This window comes from Azospirillum sp. TSO35-2, assembly GCF_003116095.1.
In the GTDB taxonomy this organism is placed as follows: domain Bacteria; phylum Pseudomonadota; class Alphaproteobacteria; order Azospirillales; family Azospirillaceae; genus Azospirillum.
Genome location: NZ_LGRA01000021.1, coordinates 1,939,447 through 1,958,755 on the forward strand (window position 1 = coordinate 1,939,447; position 19,309 = coordinate 1,958,755).

Here is a 19,309-nt window from a genome sequence, read left to right on the forward strand (position 1 = left end):
GTCATCGGTGGGTTGGTCACCTCCGGAGGCGCAAAAATGCCTTGACCAATATGCGAGATTGGTCACACCATTTGGCGATATTGGTTCTTCCAGCCGCGTCGGACTGATCCTTCAGGTCGGATTGCCCGCCCCTTAGCCGAGAGGGACACAGACGAAGGTCATGATGCAGCTTACCGCTTCACAGCTCAGGGAATTGGCCACCGCGATTCTGTCGGCCCATGATGTTCCGGAGCCCTTCGCCGGCGAACAGGCCGACCTTCTGGTCGAAGCCGAACTGCGGGGACTGGCGTCCCACGGCATCCTTCGGCTGCCGCGGATCGTCGAGCGGATTCACAACGGTGTAACCGACCCGCAGGCAACCGGTTCGCATGATTGGTTGAACCAAAGCTTTCTGAAGGTCGACGGAGAAGCCGGGCTCGGGCCGGTCGTGGCGCTGGCGGCCCTTGAAGCTGCCTGTGCGCGGGCCGTCGAGACCGGGGTCTGCGTTGCCGCCATCGCCAACGGCAATCATCTGGGGATGCTTGCCTGGTACGTGGAGCGGCTTGCCATTCGCGGCCATGCCTCCATCGCCCTGACGACCAGCGAGGCGTTGGTGCATCCCTGGGGCGGCCGGTCCGCCATGGTCGGCACCAATCCGATTGCGATCGGGGTTCCGGCGGAACCGGAGCCCTTCGTCCTGGATCTGGCGACCAGCCTCGTCGCCATGGGCCGCATCCACGATCACGCCAACCGGGGGGAGACGATCCCGCCGGGATGGGCGCTCGACCGCGACGGCAACCCGACCACCGACCCCGAGGCGGCCAAGCGGGGCGCCATCGCTCCGTTCGGCGGGGCCAAGGGCTACGCGCTGGGCATCGGGATCGAGGTGCTGGTCGCCGCCCTGACCGGTTCCGCCATTGGTCGCGACGTCGTCGGCACGCTCGATTCAGAGTGGCCTTGCAACAAGGGAGACCTGTTCATCGTGTTCGGTCAGCAGAATTCCGCCGCGACGCGGCTGGTGTCCAGCTATCTGGACGAGGTTCGCCGCAGTCCCGCCGCCGCCGGCTTCGCAGCGGTGGAGGTGCCCGGCGACGGCATGCGTCGGCGCCGCGCGGCGGCGATGAAGGAGGGTGTGCGGATCGCCGACGATCTCTGGCACACGCTCCAGCGCCTGCGGGCGGGGGAGGTGCGGGCATGAGCGCGTTCGGAATCCAGCGTTCGCCGCGCACCATCCTGTTCGGGGCGGGCCAGCGCGCCGCCCTGCCGCAGCTCGTGCGCCCCTACGGCGAGCGGGTGATGATCTGCACCGACAACCGGTTCGGCGCCGATCTCCTGCTGAGCGGCATTGCCGACGGCCTGCGCGACGCCGGCCTGACGGTCGGCATCTACGACCGGACGCTCGCCGAGCTGCCTATGAGTTGCATCGACGAGGCGGCGGAGGCCGCGCGGGACATCCGGCCTGACGTGATCGTCGCGATCGGCGGCGGCAGCTGCATCGATCTGGGCAAGCTGGTCGCCGTCCGCCTGGCCTATGACGGCCCGCTGTCCGATCTGTACGGCGAGTTCAAGGTGCCGGCCGGTGTTCTGCCGGTGATCGCGGTGCCGACCACCTCGGGCACCGGCTCGGAAGTGACGCCGGTGGCGGTGCTGGACAATCCGGCGACGGGCGGAAAGGTCGGCATTTCCAGCCCGCACCTGATCCCCCAGGCCGCGGTCTGCGATCCGGAGCTGACGCTCAGCTGTCCGCCCGGCCTGACGGCCAACACCGGGGCGGACGCCATGACCCACGCGATCGAGGCGTTCACCACTCTGCGCCGGGAGCCCACCCCGGAGCTTGGCGTCGGCCACGTCTTCGTCGGCAACAATGTCTTCAGCCACATGCAGGCGGCGACCGCCATCCGCTGCCTTGCCGGTCATCTGGAACGCGCGGTCGGCGATGGCACCGATCTGGTGGCCCGCGAGCAGGTGATGATGGGGGCGCTGCTGGCCGGGCAGGCCTTCGGCACCGCCGGGACCGCCGCCGCCCATGCCATCCAGTACCCGGTCGGGGCCTTCACCCACACCCCGCACGGTCTTGGCGTCGCCCTGCTGCTGCCCTATGTGATGGAGCACAACCGGCCGGCCTGCGTGGAGATCTTTGCGGAGATCGCCGGGCTGTTCGGCTTGCCGGACGCGCCGGCCGAGCAGCGCTCGCGTCAGGCGATCGACGCGGTGGAACGGTTGTTCGGCCGCATCGGCATCCCAAAGACTTTGGCCGACATCGGCGTTCGCGCCGAAGACCTCGACATCATCGCCGAGCAGTCGCTGAAGGCTCAGCGTCTGGTGAAGAACAATCCCCGTCCGCTGGACCTCGACGGCATCCAGCGGATCATCGCCGCCGCCTTCGAAGGCAACCGCGACCTCCTGCGTTCCTGAGGCCCCATGACCACCACCCTGTCCGACCACACCGCCGGCGATTGGCTTGCCGCGGTTCCGACCGAACTGTTCATCGGCGGGCGCTGGCGCCCCTCCTCCTCCGGCGACCGGATCGAGGTGATCGATCCCTCCACCGAGCGGCGCCTCGCCACGATTGCCGACGGCACCATCGAGGATGGTCTGGCCGCGGTCGCGGCGGCCGAGGCCGCCGCTGCCGGCTGGGCCGCCACGCCGCCGCGCCAGCGCGCCGAGATCCTGCGCAAGGCGTTCGAGTTGATGACGGCCCAGGCGCCGATGCTGGCCGAACTGATTTCGCTGGAGAACGGCAAGGCCCTGCGCGACGCCAAGGGGGAGGTCGCCTACGCCGCCGAATTCTTCCGCTGGTATGCCGAGGAGGCGGTGCGCATCGACGGCAGCCTGGGCTTGGCGCCGGGCGGCGCCAACCGCATCCTGGTGCAGCATCAGCCGATCGGCATCGCGGTGCTGGTCACCCCGTGGAACTTCCCGGCGGCGATGGCGACCCGCAAGATCGGCCCGGCGCTGGCCGCCGGCTGCACCTGCATCCTGAAACCGGCGACCGAAACGCCGCTGACCGCGCTGGCGATTGCGCAGATCCTGGCGGAGGCGGGGGTGCCCGACGGGGTGGTCAACGTCGTCACCACGCGCCGGTCGGGGCCGGTGGTCAGCGCCATGCTGCACGACCCGCGGGTGCGCAAGCTGTCCTTCACCGGCTCCACCCCGGTCGGGCGCACGCTGTTGCGCGAGGCGGCGGATCAGGTGATCAGCTGTTCGATGGAACTGGGGGGCAACGCGCCCTTCCTCGTCTTCGAGGACGCCGACCTCGACGCGGCGGTCGAGGGCGCCTTGGTGGCCAAGATGCGCAACGGCGGCGAAGCCTGCACCGCCGCCAACCGTTTCTACGTCCATCGCTCGGTGCTCGACGCCTTCGCCGGCAAGTTCGCCGACCGCATGGCGGCTCTCCGAATGGGACCTGGCGCCGATCCCGCCACCGACCTCGGCCCGCTGGTCAACGCCGCCAGCCGCAGCAAGGTGGCCGCCCTGGTCGAGGATGCGGTCGGGCGCGGGGCGACAGTGCTGACCGGTGGGCAGGTCCCCTCCGGCACCGGCTATTTCTACCCGCCGACCGTGCTGACCGAGGTCGCTGCCGACAGCGAGATGCTGCGCGAGGAAATCTTCGGACCGGTGGCACCGATCGTTCCCTTCGACAACGAGGACGAGGCGGTCGCCGCCGCCAACGACACCGAATACGGCCTTGTGGCTTATGTCTACAGCCGCGATCTGGCCCGCGGCCTGCGGGTCGGGGAACGGCTGGAAAGCGGCATGATCGCGCTGAACCGCGGCCTCGTCTCCGACCCCGCGGCACCGTTCGGCGGGGTGAAGCAGAGCGGCCTGGGTCGGGAGGGGGCGCATCATGGACTGCTGGAGTTCATGGAGGTCAAATACATCGCCACCTCCTGGTGACCGTTCCCCGCCCGTCTGGGTTCCCTCGCGGGCATCTGAACCCGACGGGTTTCCCGGCAACCGGCCTTGCCCTCGTGCGATGTCTCTCATAGCCGGCTGCAATCGGGGCCGGACGGGAGACGAGGTGGCGAAGACGGCGCATGAGGGCAAGGTCATGCAGGACAGGCTTCGCGCGCTTCGTCTATCGGGGTCCCCGATCTGGCTGCGGGTCGCTTTGGCATTGCCGAGCGACCGCCCGTCATCGCTGGCCCTGATGTCCGTCAAACAACTTGTGATTGGCGAAGTCAACAAGGTCGCTGCACCACACCTGATCGGGGCGGTCGATGGTCAGGTCGCGCAGCAGGTACGGCCAGATCTTGTGTTCGGGGTGTGGCACTGTCGTCTTCGGGCGCTGGTAAACCGCCTGCAAGCCCATCCGTACCATCAGGCGGCGAACCCGCTTGCGGTTGACCTGGTGGCCGTGCCGGCGCAGATGCCGGGTCATCTGCCGGCTGCCATACCAAGGCGTTTCCAGGAACTGCCCGTCGATCAGCCGCATCAACTCCAGGTTCTCGGCCGGATCGCCTTTGGCCGGTCCGTAGTAGCTGGACAGGCTGATCGAAACCAGCTCGCACTGTCGGGTGATCGACAGGCGCGGATGATCCGCCTCGACCAGCTCCCGCCTCCGACCGATGCTCATCGACCGGAGGCCTTGCGCAAAAAATCCCGCTCCACGACCAACTGGCCGATCATCGCGTGCAGCTTCCCCACCTCGCCCTGATGGCTGGTTCCAGCGGCTTCAGCCTTGCCGGAAAACACACCGGCCATCCCCTCCATCGCCTGCTTCTTCCAGGCGTTGATCAGCGTCTGGTGTACGCCATGCTTGGCCACCAGCTGCGATACCGTCAGTTCGCCCCGGATCGCCTCCAGCGCCACCTTCGCCTTGAACTCCGCCGAATACCGCTTCCGTTTCCCCGTCATCGGGTCCGTCCTTCTTCCTGGGCGAACCAAGCTTATCCGACTGTCCGGAAAACGGGGGCCACCTCACTCTGCAACTGCTGACGGGCTCGGCGCACCATCTCCATTGCCGCGGTTCGCGCCCGGATCAGGTCGCGCATGGCTTCATGAGCTGCGTCGGGCACCCAGACCGCAGTGAGTTCGCCGGCACGGTGCAGCCGCGCCAGGGTCAGGGCATCGCGCCGGTCGGTCTTAACGTGATCTCCGCTGCGCACTGGAATGAGTGAAGGCGCAACCACCACGCACTCATGGCCAAGATCAGTGATCTGCCGGTGCAGTTCATAGCCGCACGGCCCAGCCTCGTAGCACACGCTCAGCCGGCCGTACTTGCCGGCCAGCTTTTCGACCCGTCGACGCACTGTATCTGCCCGGTTGGGGATCTCGCCCCAAATGCGCACCTCGCCCGAGCGCCCGGCCTCGGCTACCGCGACGGCGATCGTCTCTTTGTGCGTATCCATGGCGACAAACACCCCGGTATTCTGCTCCATGGCTCGTCTCCTCTGTCTGAGGCCCGGCGCCGGCCCACCCAGCGCAATCCTCGTGCGTGACATAACGTGAGACGAGCCACCTGCAACTCAGCAGGGACATGGGGTTTAGAGAGATCGAGTTCCCATAGAAAGCGAAGCATGCACTAATTTGAATGCTATAGCTCTGACACACTATCCACGCATATCATAGTATGTATTGGGTGAAGCGCACCCGAGCACGCATGTCGGCACCATATTTGCAATTGACGCACATTCTGTTGTCACGCATAGTACGTTTGGGATTACATTTGACGCAGCAATGCCTATTTTTGCGCCTGCTTCTGACTAGCAAGGATTCAACATTGTTCAGTGGAACGATTTTGATGGCTATGCGTGGAAATGGTGTATTTCGTATTTCAGATGCAGTTGCGTCCTCTTAGTATATTCTGAATAACCGCTGGAAATCCAGTTCTTGTATTCTGTACAGCCGTTCTAAAACTCGGTTTATTATGAAGATTTTTTGACCCAGGCGCGGCGCCAGCATAACTGCTATCATCTAAAAAGTCCCTACCAAGTATTAGGTGAGGAGACGTAAATGAAGTCGGAAAAAGCTGCACACGCCATTCTTCGACAAGGGCGCAAACAATGGCTTGTGTCTCTGACTATTATGTCGGTTGCATTTCTCCCTGGCTGCTTGCATACGCTCCATCTCGACGAGACGTCCGGCAAGAAGATCTACAAACTTCCTGAGGATTTCACGGTGCAGCGGGCGGAGCTGACCGGACTGGTGAGCAGCGACCTCCTGGTCGCAACCCAATTCACTGTCACCGTCAGCGACCTACCATTGGAGCCTGGCCTCCCCAGATCCCATACAATGGCGGAGATGCTGCCGGAGCAATGCATAGCCACCCTGCAGCTGAAGCCGTCCTGGTCGAAAGACAGCCTCACGGTATACGCCACACTATGGTCGCCATTCTCTTATAAAGACGCGTCCAGCGGAGCACAGAGGAAAGGTCTCAGCACATGGCTCAAAGACTGCCATTGCGAAAGGCCGCAGGACGAGCTCAAAGAAACCTGCTTTGCGCAGCGTTTGGCAAACACCATCGATAAATCCTTGGCAAGCCCCACACCGGAGCGCACCGAGCCGCGCCGTCTGACGCCTGAGGCGCGGAAGGCCATTGAGCGCGCCGCCGGCATGCCATTCGCCACCTATGACCAACTGCGGCAACTGGAATATGGTTTAGCGAAACCGTCCTCGGGCTCAACGTACTTGGTGCAGCGGCTCGATCCCGGTCAGGAATTGTGCTTCCACACGTCGGCATACGCGCCGGCTTGGTACAACGGCTTCACCGCTATGCTGAACACGTCGGAGCCGGCACACCCCGCGTGCTTCCCCTGGCAGACGATCGCGCACGTGGAAGACGCGCGTGACCAGAGTGGACAAAACATTACTTCTCCGACCATCGGCATTGATCCGTTCGGGCGCGTCGGCAACTCGTGGATAATCGAAGAAGGGTCCCCCAGCGCCACACAGCCCGACGGCTTGACCTACCTGAATACCCCCGACGCCATCTCCGGTCCCAGCGATTCCCCTTACCGGTTCGCGCTTGTCTTCGTAAAGAACACACGCTCCCTTCTCCCCGCCACCCCCAGCAGGGATCTCGACATCCAAGGAATCTCAGCCAGTCCGGCTACGTGCCAAACAGCCCGCCAGGCTACGTGTCAACAAACCCAATCCGATGGGCAACCGGAACATCCTTTCGGTCGCGGCAGCTTCATCGTGATGGTGCGAGACCTCCGTTTGGCGGATTATATACGCGACAGCATCAGAGACAGCAAAAAACAATGCGACAATACATGGTTCGGCGACGAGAATGCATTGCATAAGTACTTCTCCTGCTTGACGCGGGAGTGGGCGGAGGCGAATCACATTGTGAACGCCCCTGAAACAATCCAGGTCGCCAAGTGGATGCGCGAGGTGCTGCTGCCCGCCAATGTCCGGCCATTCGTGCGGCTCTCCACCTTAGTGGACGGCGCTCCGACCAAGGTCCGCGCCGGCACGACGCTGCTCGACCTGATCGACCAGCGCCTTAGCCTGTCCGCGCAGGTCTTCGAGGTCCGCTCTCAGGAAGAGAACGGGCGGACGGTCGTTGAGCCGAGCCGGCTCGAGACACGCCTGATCAAGGCGGCGGCCGCGCAGGTGCGATACTGGCGGCGGTCCGGTGTCAGTTTGCAGGCCGTCGATCTCGACGGCGCGACACGGCTGGAGGATTTGCTTATTCCGCTGAACGCAGGAGACAGGCTGACATGGCGACGTTGACGCGGTTCAAGGGAACCATCGGTTACACCATCGGGAACGGGCTGGATCCCACCGACGCCTGCCTCCTCACAGTCTTTATCCCAGATAGCGATCCTCCGTCCGGCCACCCGGGATATGCGTCCCTGGACGACGCGATCCGTAACGGCGGCCTGTTCGCGCAGTACGCGCTCGCCTTCGCCGGGACCGAGCCCGGACGGCTGAACGCGCTCTTCGACAGGACCAAGGCATGGGCGGATAGCCAGACGGCAAAGTTTGCCTTTGTCCAGATGGCGCGGGAAGACGATCCCTTGTTCCTGGTCGCGCGCGACAAGAATTGGCAGCAGGTTCCATCAAGCGCGATCCGCTTGCCCCACCTCGGTGACTTGGTTCTCACGCCGGGCCCTGGCGGGCAGATCGCCCAGCATGCCAAGAACGACAAGCTGCTGCAGCTCGGCACGTTCCGCATGGAGCGCCGCGGGGGGTTTACAACGGCCTGCCTTCCGGCCGTCGACCTGGAAAGCGGCCGATTCGTCATTCCGTTCGAGGCCGGCAAGTCGTTCTTCAGCGCCTTTTCCGTCAGCCAGCCGTTCACCGCCGCCACCCATATCTACGGGGGTCCCGGCGGCCCCTACATCGTCTCGCGCGCGGTGCCTGTGGCCGTCTTCGACACCGGGGCGATGGACGGCCTCAAGCAGCCGCTGCTCGCCGAACTGGATCTCTTTCCGCATTGGAAGTGCGTCAACGACATCCATGAACTCACCAGACTTTACCTGAAGCGCGCCAGGATAGGAATCGTGGCCGCCGGCTCCGGGGCCGCGAACACTGTGCGCTTGAACGCGCGCGATACCATCGGTCGTCAGCTTGCGGTGTCGCTCGGCTCCGACACGAGCCAATCTCTGGCCTTTTTCCCGGTCCCCTCGGCCATCCGGCACGAGATCCGGGACCCACGGCAGTGGGTGCTCCAGACCAAGGAGGTTACCCTAATCCCTATGGGCGTCTTTCCCATCGAAGCCGCGCAGGCCACCGAGGAGATCGACCGCCGCTTCAAGTTCGGCCCGTCGAACACGGAAATCCTGGAGATCCGCGAAAAGGCCGGCCGCCCCAATGTTGCCCTGGATTTCCAGGTCCGCCTGGAAGAAACGGGCGGCTCGCCGCCGACGGCGGGCTTCCTGCGCCGCACGCTGGCGCGGCACGCCCGCGGCGTCACCCCATCCAGCATCGTGCATGACCTCGAATCCGGTCCGGCCCTGACATCGCTGGTCGATACGGTGTGGCCGGCCTTCGTCGGTATCGACGGGAACGGGGCGGTTGCGCCACTGGCCGATGTGCGCTGGGATGCGCGGCCGCCCGGCGTCTATTCAGTGCAGCCCGACCGTATCGTGCGCTTTTCGACGACGAGCCGCAATGCCATCGGGCAGGCGCTCGGATACGAGCGCGAGGTCGCCGCCCTGCCCGAGGGTCCGATGCCGTTCACGTTCCTGGACGGCATCGCCGAGGCTCCGTTCGGTCAGGGAAGCTTCCGGAGCGACTTCGAGCAGCACCTCGCTAAGCACCGGCTGGAACTGCGGATGGCCGGCCGCTCCCTGCGCACAGTCCTGCGGTCAGAGGCGGACGGCCCGGTGCGCGCCGCGGGCGACGTTCCGAACGTGACGCCGCAGGGTTTCGAGGTGGTGGTGAACGCAAAGGGACGCAGCTACGTTCTGGCCAAGTCGGACAAGAACGGCGTCTCCATCGCGTTCACCGTCGAAATCACCCACCCGCGCCTGGAGCAGCTCTTCCAGCAGAATGGCTTCCTGCTGGTCATTCCGTCGACGAAGGTCTCTGCGACTCAGTCGGGCTTGACGCTCCATGGCAGAGTGCAGCTCGGCGACTGGGGGTTCGACATCGCCTTCGACGAGTCGCAACCGCCCGGCCCCAAGACGCTGGACGCACCGGAGAACCGCTCTGTCGTGGTGCTCAAATACCAGAAGGGGCGCCTGAAGGACCTGCTGCGCGACGAGACGGCATGGGACAACCGGGACCTCCTGGAACCGCATGCCGTCACCAACACCAAAGCGGCGCTGGGGGTGTGGCTTGGTACGATCGAGCAGCACAAGAGCCAACGCAGCTTCGCCGTCGTCGACAGGGTGGTCAGCGACGCCGAGTGGACCGGCGTGCTGCTCATTAATCCCGTCATCGACCTGGACGCACTGCCGACCGCCCTGCAAGGCTTGGTCGCGGGCATCGACTTGGCGTCCTTCCGCGGTCACCATCTCGGCTTCACGCAGAACAAGCTCGAAACCAGCGGCACCGAAGGTCCCCGTATCAAGAAAAGCTCGCTGTTCGGCCTCATCGACTACAAGGATGCGCCGGCGCCTCCGCGCGCGCCAGACGTGTTCGAGTTCCGGGTCAACCGCCTCCAGGTCCTGTTCGCCAATTCGGAGGTGCAGGATTTCTATTGCCTGCTCAAGGTGCGCCTGCCGCAGTGGTTCCACGACCCGGTCAAACGCGTCGAGGGCGGAGCGCCGCTGGAGGAGCCGCGGCCGGGAACGGACGACACTGCGTTCGGCATTCTCGGCCGCTACGAATCGCTCACCGGAGCCGACGGCAGGAAGATTAACCGCTATTCCTTCGTCTACGACGGAGGCATCACCCTCGTCCACGACGATTCAAAGATCTTTAAGCACATCGCCATCGACCGCGTCGAGCTTCGCACGGCGCAATCCGAGGACCGCGACGGCGGCAACGCCAAACGCATCGTCACCGAGCTGCTGATCGATGCGACCGCCGCGTTTAGGGATGACCTCGGCAGCGATTTCCTCTCCGACATCTTCGGCTTTGAAAAGCTGGGATTTTCCGGAATTACGATTCCGTTCGAAGTCTTCATTAGGAAGGTCGGCAAAGTCTGGACGAACGATGGGTTCGGCGCACTGCCGAGCCTGCGCTTCGACGGCCTCACACTCGGCACCGATCCGGCCCGGCGGCGAGCGGGCTCGCTGTTGAGCAAGTTCCCGATCAAGTTCAAGGCTTTCCGCTTCTTCGACCTGCCGCGCGGGCTCGGCGAATTCAAGTTCATGGAGCTTTTCACTACCGGCGAGTCGCCGGACACGAAGCACAAGATCGAATTCGGCCTGGAATGGGACGTGGATTTCGGCGCGCTGGCCGCGATGCTGGGTCTCGATTCGGACCTCAAGGGCTCGCTGCTGATCGGCTGGCTATCGAAGAACAGGGGCATCAGCCTCGGGCTTCGCTTCGACGACATGGGCGGAGACCAGCTGGACATCGGCATCGGCAGCGTCCTGCGTTTGCGCGCCGGGTACTTCGACGTGTTCAACGCCGTCGGCAAGGGCACCGAAAGCACCTTCATCGTCGCCTCGGACCTGAGCGTGCAGATCTTCGGCGAGACCCTGCCCAAGGAGGGGAGCGGCGACAAGATCGGGCTGCTGCTGATGCCGGATCCGCAGCACCCCTTGGACGGGCCGATGGGATGGCTAACGACTCTGAAGGTGAAGGAACTCGGCTTCATCGACGATTTCGCCCTCTCGATCGGCCAGAAGATCGAGTACGTCGGGTCCGGCGCCACGCCGCGCGAGATCATCGACAAGGTCAAGCAGCTCCAGCACTTCAGCATCGATCCGAAGCTGACGCCCAAGGAACGCCTCGACAGATCCAGGACCTATCGCAACGACCTTTCCTCGACGCTCGCCTACAACGCCGCCAGCGACTGGTTCATCGCCCTGGCCGGCACGGTGAAGGAGATCGCCGAGGGCTATGCCCTCTACAACCCACCGGCCCTCTTCGGCGGCGAGGTCGGCATCAAGGAGCTGTTCACCATCTCCCTGCTTTACAAGCAGGAAACGCCGCAGGTCGGCATCTACACCGGTACGCTGACGCTGTCGGAAAACCTGCAGAGCATTGACATCGGCGGCGTGCGGATCCAGCTGCCGCGGGTCATGGCGAAAGTCGACACGGACGGAGGCTACGCCGTCATCGTCGGGCTGAACCTGGACAAGCCGGACGACTTCTCCAACGCGGCCGGCGCGGAAGTCGGAATCTTCAAGGGCGACGCAGGCTTCATGCTGTCCCACATTCACGGCTCGGCGTTCCGCGACGTGCCGCGCTTCGGCAATCCGAAATTCAGGGACGACGTCGGCAAGGTGATCTTCAGCCCCGTCAACCGGATTATGATCGCCGCGCGCGGCGGAATAGGCCGTGAGATCCGGAAGTCGATCCTCACCGCGGGCGCCAGCATCACGATCTATGGGATCCTGTCCGGCACCATGGCGGTGAGCAACCTACAGCGGCTGAGCCAGGATGCGCAAAAAGCGCTGCGTGCCGCCGGTCTTCCCGATCACTACACCAAGTTTTGGGGCGAGGTCGGCATCATCGCGGAAGTGTACGGCGTGGTGGACTTCGGCATCACCCGCCTGCGGCTGAACGCGCGCCTGCAGGTCGGCCTCGGCCTCGTCTTCGAAACCTGGAACGACACGTTCGCCTATGTGCGCGGCGAGCTTTCCCTCACGGCGCAGTGGGTGATCGCGCGTTTCAAGGTCTTCGGCGCCACTATCGAGATTTCCATCATGCTGCACTTCGCGATCGAGTACCGCGAAGACTTCACGCTGGTGAAGGGGGACCGGGACAAATACCAGCAGTGGTTCCAGACTGATGCCCGCCCCATGCGGCCGATCGCCGGGCAGAATGCGGTGGCTTTCTCGAACGCCATGCTGGCCGGCAACTGGACGCGCACCCCACCGGCGCCGCAGCCCGGGCACAAGGTGAAGGTGCCGCTGCTAGTGACGCTGGACCTTACGCTGGACGACGCCCGCCAGCCGCGGCTGATCCCGATGACCTTCATTCCGTTCCAGCCCGCCGCCAAGCCCAACGATCCCGCCGATGCCGGCCGGTTCAAGAATCTGGTGCAGCTGATTTTCGACTGGTCGCTGATGGCGTTCTTCTCGAGCCTGCCGAGCGACGCGACGCCCCTCGACTTCGACACCCTGCGGCAGATCGAGAGCGCCATCGCCAACAAGGAGTGGGGCGGTGACCGCGCGCCGTGGCCCGCCGTGTCCGCCTGGACGGTGCTCAACGAGCACTTCGAGTTCGAACTCACCAAGGGCAGCGCGGCCGGCCCCGCCGGCGGCACGGTCTTCCGGCTCAGCCAGGGGTTCGTCGCCGGAGCGACGTTCACCGGCCATGCGGATGAAACGGTGCGCCTGGGTGGCGCCCAGGTCGACGCCGACTACCTGAACCGCCTGAACGAGTTCTTCGACCGGCTGCGCGTCGACACCGCAGAGGAGCGTGGCCAGGGCCGGCAGGCGGCCTTCCGGTCCAGCGGGGCGCAGCGCAGCCTCGACGATTTCCTATTCGAGGAGTACCTGGAATCGATCCTGCGCGCGGTGTGGGGCCAGATCATGGCCGCCGTCGAACGGAATGACTGGAAGCCCAAGATCGCATCCGGGCCAGCGGGCACCCCCCCGACCGTGGCGGAGGTGCGGTCGCTGCTGGCCGCCCGCTCCGACGCCATCGCCGGGCTTCTGAACCGGCAGGCCTTCAGCGGCGCACGCGTGCCGGACGACGGCAATCCGCCGAAGCCGGGCACGCTGCCCCTGACCGAAATGGCCAAGCTAGCGCTCCCCGTCGCTCACTGGCCGGCCGCCGGCATCGCATCACTCCGCCTGGAGTTCCCGCCGCTTGCCCAGGCGGTGGCGTTCGACGTCCAGGACGCCGCGGATATCGACGCCATCACCCGGCTTGCGCCACCGTTCGGCACCCTAACGCTGGAACAGGTGAAGCCGTTCCAGATCGTCGAGGGCGATCGCCACCCGATGGCCGAACAGGTGCCGCTGATGCAAAAGAACGCGCAGACCGGCACCGTGTGGACCGTGCCCGAGGTCCTGGCCGCCCGCGCCTACGAACTGGCCCACGCGGGCGCGTCGCGCGAGCACCTGCCCATCGTGCTGGAGCGTTTCGTCAAGCACGAAACCGGTCCGGCGATGCAGCGCATCGCGGTGCAGTACACGCCGGTGATGCTGGTCGAGGTGCCCGTGAGCGCCGTCTCGGCCAGCCCCGACGCCTTCGAGATCCAGCAGATGGCGGAGGCCGACCGGCGGCGGCTCGACGACTTCCTGCGCGCCAAGGTCGACACCGACCACATCGAGATCAGCTTCTGGGCCCAGGCCAACGGCGGAAACGGCCGCATCACGGCGATGCTCCAGTCACCGGTCGATCCCGGCAAATCCTTCATCGGACGGGTCAATCTGGCGAGCGATCCCAACCCAACCGCGATCGATCCCGGCCTCCGGGCCACCTTGAACGAACCGCTGCCCCTGCTCAGGGCGCGGCCAGTGCGCGCCGAGCGCGGCGCCTTCCTGGCCCTGATTCAGATGGCGGCGGAAACTAACAGCGGCGGCTACGTCCTGCACCTGGACGGGTGGGCCAAGGCTGATACGCGCCGCCTCTGGCTCGCCGTACAGGTCACGTCCACGGTCTACGCGGGGGTGCTGCCGTCGTTCATCAACCGCTTCCTGACCGCCGGCTCGCTGCAGACCGATGCGGACGGCTCCGCGCGGCTGGTGGCGCGCGAGACCCTGCCGCAGGTCGCCGTCGTGGGCGACCCCGGCGTGTTCTCCGCGCGCCTGGAACGGCAGAACCCGGACACGCTGTACCACGACCCGGCGGCCGGCCCCGATGCTCCGCGCACCCTCACCGCCGAACAGGCCCTGTCCAGGCTGGAAACGCTGCGGAGCTTGGTGCCGGGGAGTCTCGTGAACCTGCACCGCCGAGGGGCGCTGCCTGCTTCGGCGCTCGACCCCGCGGGCGGGCGAGACGTGGACATGGCGAAGCGCTTCAACCTCGTGCAGATGGAGGTAGTCGGCGTCGGCGGGTTCGATTCCATGCCCGCCCTCCACGACCTTCCGACCGGCCCGGAACGCGACACGGCCAAGGTCGAGAACCCGTACATCTACAACTGGTCGATCCCGGCCTGCAAATACGTGCAGCGGGCGAGCAACGACCTGTTCCCGAACAAGCCGGGCAGCGGGACGTTCATCTACGCAGCGATGGACCGGAAAATGCGCCTGCGGGCGAGCTTCCGCGACGTGCTGGGCTACAGCGTCGACTGGCAGAAGCCGCTCGAGGCGGACCTGCAAGGCCGGTATTTCGACCCGCTGATCTCCATACTGTCGCTCAGCGGCCTGCGCGTCTGGCATGAGGTCGACGGGCGCACGGGTGACTTGGTCATCCACTTGCGGTTCGACCCGGCCGCCCTCCTGGACCGGGCCACACTCGCGAGTCGGGCCACCCTCGCGAACCGGGGCGGCCGGCGGAGCAAGGCACGGCTGGCGGCGAGCGGCGAGGAGGCGAACACCATCCGGGTGGGCGGCGACGAGGCCGAGCGCCTGCGCTCAGTGCGGGCCGCCTACGCGCGCGCGATGCAGCAGCTCCGCGACACGAATACCACCTACGCGGTGGAATCGACCCTGGGTTTCGTCGGCAGCACGGAGCGGACCAAGGCGCTGGACCTCCAGCAGCGGGAGTCGCTGTACGGCGGCCTCATGCGGTGCCGCGACGCTTTGGACGGCATGCCGGGGAATGTGGACATCCCGGTGTTTGACCTGCCGCCGCTGCGGTTCGCCCAGCAGGGCATCGTCCCGACCGACGGCACCGAACGCTATCAGGTCCGCTGGTGCGTCGGGCGGGACGCCGCGCTGGTCTGGCCGGACATCGCAAGGATGCCGCGCAGCAAGGTCGTCGCCATCGCCACCGACGTGCCGCTCACCTCCGACCGGCAGGCGAAGAATCCGGAGCCCGCCCAGGCGCTGGCGAACGCCATTCGCACCGCCTTCGTGACCAACGGAACGCCCCATCTGCGCGTGGCCTACACGCGCGACGGGCGCAACGAGCAGAGCCTGTACGTACTCGACGCGCGCCTGCTCACCCTGCGGCTGGCGGACAAACGACTGTCGCCGGCGTTCGCTGCGGTGACGCCCCTCGGCACAGAGCCCTATGCGAAGCAGCAGGCGCCAATCTGGAACTGGGCAGAGCGCAAGAAAGCACCGTCCGATGAGCCGATGTCCGACTGGCCGTCGATGCAGATTAAGTCCTTCGATCAGGACGCGGCCTTGGGCGAGTTCCTGCGCGACATCGATCTGGCGCTCATGCCCGCGGTGGCCGATGCCATGTGGGCCGGCGGTGACGCGCAATGCCTGCTGGTTGACGCCCTGCTGCGCGCCAAGGCGGCCATCGCGGAAGCTGTGCCGTCGCGGGTCGTATCGATCCTCGATTCGCCAGACGACGATGCCGTCGTCGCGGCCGGGGCGGCATCGCTGGGCGACAACCTGCGGAACAGCTTCAAGAAACGCCTCGGGCGCGTCGCCGACGTGGACACCGTTCTGGCGGTTCCCCTGGCCTACGAGGCGGTCGGCACCGATGGATCGTTCCTGCTGTACGGCCGGATTGAGGCGCCCGGCCTCGACCAGCGGGCGGCCCAGTTCCTGCCTGCGGCCCTGCGGCGCAACGGGACGGGGAATACGCTGATCGTGCAGTTTGACGCGCGGGAGCCAGCGAAAATCGATCAATACCTGCTGAACCTCACCTTCTCCATCGATCACGTACGCTGGGACGCCCAAGGCGGCGGCACGCCGTCCGGACCCGTCTGGCTGAAGCTGTTCACCCCGGAAACCTCCCTGTCGCTGGGCAGGGACAGCGCCGGGAAGCCGGCGCCGGTCGACCTCCCCGTGCTGTTCAAGCGGCTGATCACCAAGCCGGACATCGCCGTGGCCGATCCCAGGCTGAGCCAGATCGGCGAGGCTGACCCGCTGAAGACGGCGATCCGGAAAGCCCGCCAGTGGGCCTACCGGTTCGACGTCGAACGCGCCCGCGCGGCCGCCCAGGACGACTGGCTCATCGACGTGGACTTCAACGTCGCTCCCACGGCGGGTACAGCGCTTGCGTTGCGGGCGGACGAGCGGGACATCGGCGACGTGCTCTTCGAATACGTGGTTTACCGGCAGGCCTTGCAGTCCGCCGGCATCCGCGATCTCTGGTACGAGGCGCTCGCCTACTGGGGCGGCCATGTCGCCCGCGGCCTTGCCCCACGTCCGTGGATGCTGCTGGACGGCGGCCTAGCGCGCGTGCCCCAATCCTTCACGCTTCAGGAAAAGCTGCGGGGCACCATGATCGACGTGACGCTCGGAAAGCGCGGCACGTGGCAGCACGCCGGCTTCGAGTATGGGCTCGAGGCGATCGCCCCCAGCAAGCCCAGCCCCGAGGCCGGGACGCCGCGCCGGCTGTCCAGATCCCAGTCGACCACGCTTGCCGCGATGTCCATCGAGAGGCCGGCATCCGATCCCGTGACCGGCGAGTACTTCGCCGGCCGCCGGATCGAGATCGGCAAACTCGACATCCTCAAGCACGAGAACGCTTGGCCGTCGGTTACCATCCTGCGCAACGCACGGCTTGGAAACCACGAAAACGTCCGCAGCCTATTCGTGTACCGGACCGATACTATCCGGCCCGGCGAGCCCTACACGCCGTTGCTGCAAGTCACCACTCCCTTAGCATTGCGAGGCGGGACGGTGGGCGATGCTCTCACCCAACTCTTCAATGAGCTACTGGACGATGTGGATGCAGCGGACCGGCCATTCGTCGATCTTGCTTGGGGCTATGACTCCGGACAGATCGACCATTATAAGAAGCAGGACGTGGGAATGCGGGTCTATGCTCAGGACCCGATTGGCCTGTTCACGGCGCGCAAGTTCCAGCCCGATGCCTCCGACGCAATCGCAATCGTGGCGAGAAGCTTGGAGCGCTGGGAGGCGTCGAATGGCGGCCGTCCAGTCGGCGGGCGCTATGTCTTTGAATTGCGCGTCTATTCCCGATTGACGCTAGTCGAGAAGCCACTGCTTCGGTTTGTCGACCTCCGGTACGAGCTTGCCAGCGCACGGCCTGCCGTACGACGGGCAAGAAAGCCGCAGACCGCCTAGCGTTCCTGCGGACACGCTGACAATGTCATGTCGCACCCGAGAAGGGGGAGAGAACGATGGCCTCGCTGATACTTTCATTTCAAGGGCATATGCCGTGGTCTATCATCGACAATCCCGGCCGCCACGCCGATTTCGTCTCAAGCGTGATTCGGGACGAGGCGTACCGCATCGTTGCGCCTCTGCACATCCGGAACGATGGAGGCTACACGGGTCTTGAACTGTCGCACTCTGCCCAGTTCGATTTCGATGCTCCGGTGTCCGGCTTCGAATTGCTTCTGTCGGTATTCGCCCAGCCGGGCGCCGTAGAGGTGTTCGACCACTTCGGTATGTTGCTTGAAACCATCCCCATCACCCGGCACAGCAACATCGGACGTGCGGTTTCTACCAAGAACAACATCAAAAGGATATTCATCACGGCGCCGTCCAACGAAACGAACTGCTTGCTCCTGCGTCTTGACGGCGTGCCGGAGAGCACCCGTGCACTCTGGCTCGACCAAGCGATCCCGCTCTCAAGGGAACTGGATCCAGACGTTTGCGCCGAGGTGGTCTATGGGGAAACCGGGACCCTGAGGGCGCCCCAAGGCGAGGAGCCGCTGAAGAACGGAAGGCGTTTCATTGCCGGAGTCGCGTACAAACGCTACTTGACCGATCCCACCCGCTTCGCGCCGAGGAGGCGGCCGACGGACGAGGAGTTGGCAGAGCCTACGATAGAGAAGCATTGGAATCTCTGTGTGGACGCGGCGAACGCCGCGAAAGGCGACGATGTGAAGACGTGTCGGCATTTCGCCGTGTGGCCGATTGCCGACGACGGCAAGTCACCAACCAAACAGCCCAAGATTAAAGACGATTGGCCATACACATATGCTAGTTCGATCACTGAGCGCTTCGGACCGATGAAGAGCTACGTCGACCCAAAATCGGACAAAACTTATATATTCAAATATTGTGGAGTGCCTTAACATTAAAGTTGGGCAGATCGAATGCGAATCGGCGCGAAACTGAAACCCTGTGACAATCTCGCTGACAAGCCGTTGTCGTCGCGCACAGTTTCACTACTGAGGCGGGGTTCCGCTCTGCGCCGATCGGGACCCCACCGCATCAGAGTTTTTCGTTATCATTTCATATGGTTGCGCACACGAGGTGTCAATCGGCTTCGGACTCGGGTTCATCCGCGCATTCGGTGCTGAGTTTATACCGGCCTGCGGCCGACCCACCGTGCACGGAAAATGGGCAGGCCAGCACGAAGCGTTTTCTTGTTAGGTGGCGAGGGCCGCAGTAGTGGCCGGCGCCGTGGTCGTCAGGCAATGCACAAGACGCGCCGACGGAGCAGATCGAACTTGGCGCAGCCGAACATCTGCCGCTTGATGAGCTTCAGGCGGTTGATCTGGCCCTCGACCGGGCCATTGCTCCAGGGCTCTTGGAGAGCGGCTTGCAGCGCGTCGAGATCGGCGGCCAGACCTCGGGCGGCCACCCCGGAGCGGTGGAGGTGGTGCGCAAGCTTGGCGGCCATTGGCCAGACCGCGAGATCTCTGTGACGCTGAACCGCATGAAATGCCGGACCGAGGCCGGGGAGACCTGGACGGCGATGGCGGTTCGGCTGTTGTGTGTATCGGCGCCGGGGTTTGACGCCGATCGGCGTGATCTGAGACCGAAGTTTCCTCCGGTCATTGGCAGAGTCTCTGTGAGTTGTGATGCCCGAAGTGGGCAGT

The 19,309-nt window shown here is 65.0% G+C and carries 6 protein-coding genes and 3 pseudogenes; 6 read left to right on the plus strand and 3 right to left on the minus strand.

Going from position 1 to position 19,309, the window contains the following annotated elements:
* Positions 1-163 precede the first annotated feature (163 nt).
* The 3 genes from TSO352_RS24890 to TSO352_RS24900 are packed head-to-tail and all read left to right on the plus strand — an operon-like array spanning position 164 to position 3,876.
* Positions 164-1,177: an Ldh family oxidoreductase gene (locus TSO352_RS24890; RefSeq protein ID WP_109110861.1), complete on the plus strand. Its 1,014-nt coding sequence runs from the start codon at positions 164-166 to the stop codon at positions 1,175-1,177.
* Positions 1,174-2,394: an iron-containing alcohol dehydrogenase gene (locus tag TSO352_RS24895; RefSeq protein WP_109109826.1), complete on the plus strand. Its 1,221-nt coding sequence runs from the start codon at positions 1,174-1,176 to the stop codon at positions 2,392-2,394. Before TSO352_RS24890 ends, TSO352_RS24895 begins: the two co-directional genes overlap by 4 nt.
* Before the next feature lie 6 nt (positions 2,395-2,400).
* Entirely contained in the window at positions 2,401-3,876 is a 1,476-nt protein-coding gene (locus TSO352_RS24900; RefSeq protein ID WP_109109827.1) for an NAD-dependent succinate-semialdehyde dehydrogenase, read from the plus strand.
* 289 nt (positions 3,877-4,165) lie between these two features.
* On the opposite strand, the pseudogene TSO352_RS24905 reads toward TSO352_RS24900, so the two are convergent.
* Together TSO352_RS24905 and TSO352_RS24910 are read right to left on the minus strand one after the other, a co-directional pair.
* Positions 4,166-4,836: pseudogene (locus TSO352_RS24905) on the minus strand (IS3 family transposase); the annotation flags it as partial.
* Positions 4,837-4,907: 71 nt separating this feature from the next.
* Positions 4,908-5,360, minus strand: a pseudogene (locus TSO352_RS24910) (transposase); the annotation flags it as partial.
* A 574-nt stretch (positions 5,361-5,934) separates the two neighbouring features.
* On the opposite strand from TSO352_RS24910, the gene TSO352_RS24915 reads away from it, so the two are divergent.
* The 3 genes from TSO352_RS24915 to TSO352_RS24925 are packed head-to-tail and all read left to right on the plus strand — an operon-like array spanning position 5,935 to position 18,559.
* The gene (locus tag TSO352_RS24915) at positions 5,935-7,659 is read left to right on the plus strand and encodes a hypothetical protein (RefSeq protein WP_146210792.1); all 1,725 of its coding nucleotides are present in this window, start codon (positions 5,935-5,937) and stop codon (positions 7,657-7,659) included.
* Positions 7,647-17,600 carry a hypothetical protein gene (locus TSO352_RS24920; RefSeq protein ID WP_109109830.1) on the plus strand — a complete coding sequence of 3,318 codons (9,954 nt, stop codon included), beginning with the start codon at positions 7,647-7,649 and terminating at the stop codon, positions 17,598-17,600. Before TSO352_RS24915 ends, TSO352_RS24920 begins: the two co-directional genes overlap by 13 nt.
* Positions 17,601-17,656: 56 nt before the next feature.
* Complete coding sequence (locus tag TSO352_RS24925) at positions 17,657-18,559, plus strand: hypothetical protein (RefSeq protein WP_146210793.1); 903 nt, start codon at positions 17,657-17,659, stop codon at positions 18,557-18,559.
* Positions 18,560-18,897: 338 nt separating this feature from the next.
* On the opposite strand, the pseudogene TSO352_RS34110 reads toward TSO352_RS24925, so the two are convergent.
* Positions 18,898-19,309: pseudogene (locus TSO352_RS34110) on the minus strand (hypothetical protein); the annotation flags it as partial.